This is a genomic window from Mesorhizobium sp. M7A.F.Ca.CA.002.04.1.1 (assembly GCF_004022805.1).
Taxonomy (GTDB): domain Bacteria; phylum Pseudomonadota; class Alphaproteobacteria; order Rhizobiales; family Rhizobiaceae; genus Mesorhizobium; species Mesorhizobium ciceri.
In genome coordinates, this window is the sequence record NZ_RZPL01000343.1 from 1 (window position 1) to 5,797 (window position 5,797).

The 5,797-nt window shown below is 64.6% G+C and carries 6 protein-coding genes and 1 pseudogene; 2 read left to right on the plus strand and 5 right to left on the minus strand.

Going from position 1 to position 5,797, the window contains the following annotated elements:
- Positions 1 to 1,609, plus strand: a 1,609-nt coding sequence (locus ENZ75_RS18325; RefSeq protein WP_164887862.1) for a DEAD/DEAH box helicase, incomplete at its 5' end; no start/stop codon positions are given.
- Between the two features lie 117 nt (positions 1,610 to 1,726).
- Entirely contained in the window at positions 1,727 to 2,437 is a 711-nt protein-coding gene (locus tag ENZ75_RS18330) for a DUF805 domain-containing protein (RefSeq protein WP_063169563.1), read from the plus strand.
- On the opposite strand, the gene ENZ75_RS18335 is transcribed toward ENZ75_RS18330, so the two are convergent.
- The 5 genes and pseudogenes from ENZ75_RS18335 to ENZ75_RS18360 form a co-directional block, all read right to left on the minus strand.
- Positions 2,427 to 2,915 carry a GNAT family N-acetyltransferase gene (locus ENZ75_RS18335; protein WP_063169564.1) on the minus strand — a complete coding sequence of 163 codons (489 nt, stop codon included), beginning with the start codon at positions 2,913 to 2,915 and terminating at the stop codon, positions 2,427 to 2,429. The genes ENZ75_RS18330 and ENZ75_RS18335 overlap by 11 nt on opposite strands.
- A gap of 4 nt (positions 2,916 to 2,919) precedes the next feature.
- Complete coding sequence (leuB, locus tag ENZ75_RS18340) at positions 2,920 to 4,023, minus strand: 3-isopropylmalate dehydrogenase (protein WP_063169565.1); 1,104 nt, start codon at positions 4,021 to 4,023, stop codon at positions 2,920 to 2,922.
- Positions 4,024 to 4,313: 290 nt separating this feature from the next.
- On the minus strand, positions 4,314 to 4,664 hold the full coding sequence (locus ENZ75_RS18350; protein WP_063169566.1) for a VOC family protein: 351 nt from the start codon (positions 4,662 to 4,664) through the stop codon (positions 4,314 to 4,316).
- A 13-nt stretch (positions 4,665 to 4,677) separates the two neighbouring features.
- Positions 4,678 to 5,061 (minus strand): RidA family protein, encoded by a 384-nt coding sequence (locus tag ENZ75_RS18355; RefSeq protein ID WP_063169567.1) that lies wholly within the window; start codon positions 5,059 to 5,061, stop codon positions 4,678 to 4,680.
- A gap of 221 nt (positions 5,062 to 5,282) precedes the next feature.
- Positions 5,283 to 5,797, minus strand: a pseudogene (locus ENZ75_RS18360) (hypothetical protein); the annotation flags it as partial.

Consider the following 5,797-nt stretch of genomic DNA (forward strand, 5'->3'; position numbering starts at 1 on the left):
GGTGACGCGCGAACTGGAATGGCTCTACGAACTGACCGGTGCCACCGTGGCGTCCTGCGTCGGCGGCATGGACATGCGCTCGGAGCGGCGTGTGCTGGAGCGTGGCGCCCATATCGTCGTCGGCACGCCCGGCCGGCTGCGCGACCACATCACCCGGCGCTCGCTCGACATGTCAGCGCTGAAGGCGGTGGTGCTCGACGAGGCCGACGAGATGCTCGATCTCGGCTTTCGCGAAGACCTCGAATTCATCCTCGACGCCGCTCCGGCCGAACGCCGGACGCTGATGTTCTCGGCCACGGTGCCGCGCTCGATCGCCACGCTCGCCCAGGGCTATCAGCGCGATGCGGTGCGCATTTCGGCCGCCGGCGAGGAGAAGCAGCATCTCGACATCGAATATCGGGCGCTGAGCGTCGCCCAGCCCGACCGCGAGAACGCCATCATCAATGTGCTGCGCTATTACGAAGCCAAGAACGCGCTGGTGTTCTGCAACACGCGTGCCGCCGTCAATCATCTGACCGCGCGCTTCAACAACCGCAACTTCTCCGTCGTCGCCCTGTCGGGCGAGCTCAGCCAGAATGAGCGCAGCCATGCGCTGCAAGCGATGCGGGACGGCCGCGCAAAAGTCTGTATCGCCACCGATGTCGCGGCGCGCGGCATCGACCTGCCCAATCTTGAGCTGGTCATCCACGCCGATTTGCCGACCAACCCGGAAACGCTGCTGCACCGCAGCGGCCGCACCGGCCGCGCCGGGCGCAAGGGCGTCAGCGCGCTGATCGTGCCCAACAGCGCCCGCAAGCGCACCGAACGGCTGTTGCAGAACGCCGGCCTCAAGGCGACATGGGCGAGCCCGCCCTCGGCCGACGACGTGATGCGGCGCGACGACGAGCGCATCCTTGCCGATCCGGCTTTCGATGAGCCGGTGAAGGAGGACGAGCGCTCCTTCATCGACGCGCTGCTCGCCAGGCATGGCGCCGAACAGGTGGCCGCTGCCTTCGTGCGCCAGTGCCGCGCCAGCCGCTCGGCCCCCGAGGACCTCATGGAGATCGCGCCCTTCACGCCGTCGCGTGAAAGACCGGCGGGCGAAGGTTTCGCGCGCCGCGACGAGGCGCCCAGCCGCCGCGACGATTTCGGCGACAGCGTCTGGTTCTCGCTGTCGATCGGGCGCCGGCAGAATGCCGAGCCGCGCTGGCTCATCCCGATGCTATGCCGCACCGGCAGCATCTCGAAGCGAGAGATCGGCGCCATCAAGATGCAGCCGGAAGAGACCTACGTGCAGATCGCAGCGGATTGGGCAGACCGCTTCCTGGCCGCGATCGGTCCCGACCGGAAGCTGCAAGGCAACATCCTGGTGAAGCGGCTCGACGGTACGCCCGATCTGTCGCGCGCCGGCTATCAGCCGCCAAGCCCCGACAAGAAGCCGCATCGCGGCAAGGCGCCGTTCGATCCCAACGCGCCGAAGCGCAAATTCGAAAAACGTGCACCGGCAGCAGCCGATCAGCGCCCGACCGCCCCGCATGATGCAAAGCCATGGGCGAAGAAGCCGGGCAAGCCGAAATTCGACACCTCTGGTGCACCCAAGCACAAGAAGGCGAAGAAGCGGCCTTCGTAAGACCGGGCAACGAGCCTCATCCGCCCGCATGACGCCGGCCGCATCCCGATGCGGTCTTGCCCATCGGTTCGGCCATGTGCCACACCTTGGCAGGGACGTGGCAAGTGGGGGTGGCAAATGCGCGGCAAAGTGCTTCATTATGACGAAGTCCAGGGCTTCGGCTTCATCACCGGAGCCGACGGCAACCGCTACACCTTCACCCGCGAAAACCTGCGCCGGGAAACCACTATGCGGAAGGGCGCGGGCGTGGAATTCCAGGCGGGCGGCGGCCAGGCGCGCGACGTCTTTTTGATCGCCGCCGAGACGGCTGCGCCGGCCGGCGACGCTGGTACGAGCGCCGCGCCGACTCAAGCCGGTAACGCACCATCCGCTTCTGCGCCACAGGCCCAGCATTTCGGCCGTTCCTCCGGGCCGGCCGAGCCCACCGATCTCTGGGGCTATTTCTGGCGTGGCGTGACGCAGAACTATTTCAATTTCGCCGGACGTGCCCGCCGCAAGGAATATTGGGGTTATTTCCTGTTCTGGGTGGTCTCGCTGCTTGTCATCGGCGGTATCGGTCTTTTCGCCGACAACGAAATGGGCAATTTCGACAGCAGCGTATCGGCGGCGGTAACCGTCGGCCTTTGCGGCACCTTCGTCCTGGCGACACTGCTGCCCAGCCTCGGCATGACCGTTCGCCGCATCCATGACATCGGCCTCTCGGGCTGGCTTTATCTGGTGGTGCTGATCCCGACCATCGGCAGCCTGATCATCCTGGTCTTCGCGCTGATCCCGACGCAGGCCCGCGAAAACCAGTGGGGACCGGTGCCGGCGGGCGTCAGGGTCTAGGGATGATCGCCTTCAGCGCCTCGCCCGAAAGCCTGAGAAAGACCTTCTGGCCGTGGCGTTCTGCGCCAAGCCGGTCGTAGAAGCGCTGCGCGCCTTCGTTCCAGTCCTCGCTGGTCAGGTCGATGCGGCCGATGCCTTCGCGCAGGCAATGATCGGCGAGAAAGCCGATCAGCGCCCGGCCGACACCAGCGTTGCGGGCTTTGTCGCGCACGAACAGGTCCTTGAGGAACAGCAGCCGCTCGAGATCGATACCGGGATGCGCGATCGCCACCGACGCCAGGCCGCTGACCTCGCCCTCGATGAAGGCGAGCGCGAAATGCGGATAGGCCGGGCTTTCCTCGCCAAGCCATTTTCGTGCCGCAGACAGGGCCCGGTCGGCATCGAGAGGCCGTTGCCGATAATGTTCCGCCATCTCGCAAAACATGGCCGCGAGCGTCGTCGCGTCCTCGATCGTCGCCCAGCGGACGTCGACCGTCACGGTATCAGCCCAGGAATTTGGCGATGATCGCGTCGCCCATCTCAACCGTACCGACCTCGGTCATGCCATCGGACATGATGTCTTTCGTCCGCAGGCCCGCGTCGAGCACGGCGGCGATCGCGCCTTCGACGCGGTCGGCTTCATCGACCATGCCGAAGGAATAGCGCAGGCACATGGCGAAGGAGGCGATCATGGCGATCGGGTTGGCAATGCCCTTGCCGGCAATGTCGGGCGCCGAACCGTGCACCGGCTCGTACAGCGCCTTGCGCTTCTTGGTCTTGGCGTCAGGCGCGCCGAGCGAGGCCGACGGCAGCATGCCGATCGAGCCGGTCAGCATGGCGGCGATGTCGGACAGCATGTCGCCGAACAGATTGTCGGTGACGATGACGTCGAACTGTTTTGGCCAGCGCACCAGCTGCATGCCGCCGGCATCGGCCAGCATGTGGTCGAGCTTGACGTCGGCATAACGCGCCTTGTGGGTCTGGGTGACGACCTCGTTCCACAGCACACCCGACTTCATCACATTGCGCTTTTCCATCGAAGTGACATGGTTCTTGCGGGTCCGCGCCAGCTCGAAGGCGACGCCCGAAATGCGCTCGATCTCGAACGTGTCGTAGACCTGCGTGTCGATGCCGCGCTTCTGGCCGTTGCCGAGGTCGATGATCTGCTTGGGCTCGCCGAAATAGACGCCGCCGGTCAGCTCGCGCACGATCAATATGTCGAGACCTTCGACCACCTCCTGCTTGAGCGAAGAGGACGCTGCCAGTGCCGGATAGCAGATGGCCGGGCGCAGATTGGCGAACAGCTCCATGTCCTTGCGCAGCCGCAGCAGGCCGGCTTCTGGGCGCACTTCATAAGGCACCGCATCCCATTTCGGACCGCCGACGGCGCCGAACAGCACCGCGTCGGCCGCCATCGCCTTTTCCATGTCGGCATCGGAGATCGCCGCGCCATGCGCGTCATAGGCACAGCCGCCGACCAGCCCCTCATCGGTGGCAAAACCGCTGCCGAGCCTGTCGTTCATGACCGCGATCAGTTTCTTGACCTCGGCCATGGCCTCAGGACCGATGCCGTCACCGGGGAGCAGGAAAAGATGCTTCGTTGCCATGGAGAAACCGTCCTGGAAAGATTTGAACCGCGGCCTTGCTAAACGCCAAGCGAGTTGCATGCAAGCAGGAACGCAGCGATCACGGATAACCCGATTCGTTGGTGATCCGTAGCGCCCCCCTCTGCCCTGCCGGGCATCTCCCCCTCAAGGGGGAGATTGGCAGCATTATCGTTTCGCCTCTTCTTTCTGACGTGGAGATTGGCGAACGCCGAGGCGACATCCAATCTCCCCCCTTGAGGGGGAGATGGCCGGCAGGCCAGAGGGGGGCGCTGTCCCGCCGGCATACGTCATCACTGATGCGAGAGAATGTTGACCAGCCGACCGAACGGATCGCGGACGTAGAAGCGCCGCACGCCCCACGGTTCGTCGGCCGGTCCGTATTCGATGGCAAAGCCCGCCGCCTTCATGGCATCGAGCGCCGCATCCACGTCGTCGACCTCGATGGAGAGGTCGGGCACCGGCGTGCCGGAACCGCCTTGCGCCATGAAGCTGACCTGGACATCCATCTTTGCTTGCGAGCCGTAGGTTGCGATCCAGCCGAGATCCATCAGCACGTCGAGGCCGAGCACATCGTGGTAGAAACGCTTCGCCGCCGCGACATCCGCTGTCTCGATATTGGCAACAATGCGCTGGACTTTCATCGTCGGTCGCCCTTCAGGCCGTGCGCCGCAGCGCCGTCACCTCGATCTCGATCTTCATTTCCGGTTTGTTGAGTTGGCAGACGATCATCGTCGCTGTCGGCCTGATGTCACCGAACGTCTCGCCGAGGATCGGGAAGACTACATCCACGAAGGCCTGGTCGGTGATGTAGTAATGCGCCCGCACCACGTCAGCCATCTCGAAGCCGCCGTCCTTCAGCGCCTTGCCGATCGTCGCCAGGCAATTGCGCGTCTGCGCCTCCACCGTCTCCGGCATCGTCATCGTCGCATAGTCGTAGCCGGTGGTGCCGGACACAAAACACCAGTCGCCCTGCACCACGGCGCGCGAATAGCCGGCGGTCTTTTCGAACGGCGAACCGGTGGAGATGAGTTTGCGCATATGAGGGGCCTTGCTTGGGTTGTCGGCCAGCATTAGCAGGCGGAACGGCGCGGGTCGTGGGCCAAGCCAGGCAAACTGTTATCCCGGAAGCGAAGCGCGAACCTCCGAGATTGGTTGAAGCATCCCTTCCGTCGTCATCCTATGGCGGAGCAAGGAGCGTAGCGACGCGGCGCAGACCATAGGATGACGAAAGCGAGGGGGTGCTGCGCAACGCTAAAGCTTTAATTTGCCGCCCCCAGCGCCTTGTCCAACGCCGCCTTCACATCCGCCGGCCATGTCGCCACATCAGGCCAGGCGTTCGGCTGGCCATTGTCGCCGCGGCGCGCAAAATAGAGCCTGTGCTGGGCCGGGTCGACCGCCATGAAGCCGTCATTGCCGCCGCAATCATGCGGCACGCAGCCGCTGGCGTAGAAGGCGCCCGAAGCGGTCTTTTCGGTGCCGCCGCCGACCAGCAGGCTGGTCGCCATGTCGGCCATGTCCTTGCCGAGCAGCTTTTCCGCTTCCTTGTAGACGGCCTCATTGTGGAAGGCGTCGATGATGTTCTGGTACTTTTCCGGATCGATGTCCTTCCAGTCCGTGCCGGGTTCCGGCATGTAGGTCAGATTGCCCGAAATCGTCAGCCCGTCGGTCGGCGACCATTGCAAAGCCGGTTTCTCATCCCCCGGCAACAGGTAGGGCACGAAATAGATGGCGTTGTCGGACACCGCCGAGGGCGGGGCGCCGCACTGGTCCTGCT

Bases quoted from the DNA above. Each gene is read 5' to 3' on its own strand.
- ENZ75_RS18330 (WP_063169563.1), top strand. From the start codon at position 1,727: ATGCGCGGCAAAGTGCTTCATTATGACGAAGTCCAGGGCTTCGGCTTC.
- leuB (WP_063169565.1), bottom strand. From the start codon at position 4,023: ATGGCAACGAAGCATCTTTTCCTGCTCCCCGGTGACGGCATCGGTCCT.
- ENZ75_RS18350 (WP_063169566.1), bottom strand. From the start codon at position 4,664: ATGAAAGTCCAGCGCATTGTTGCCAATATCGAGACAGCGGATGTCGCG.
- ENZ75_RS18355 (WP_063169567.1), bottom strand. From the start codon at position 5,061: ATGCGCAAACTCATCTCCACCGGTTCGCCGTTCGAAAAGACCGCCGGC.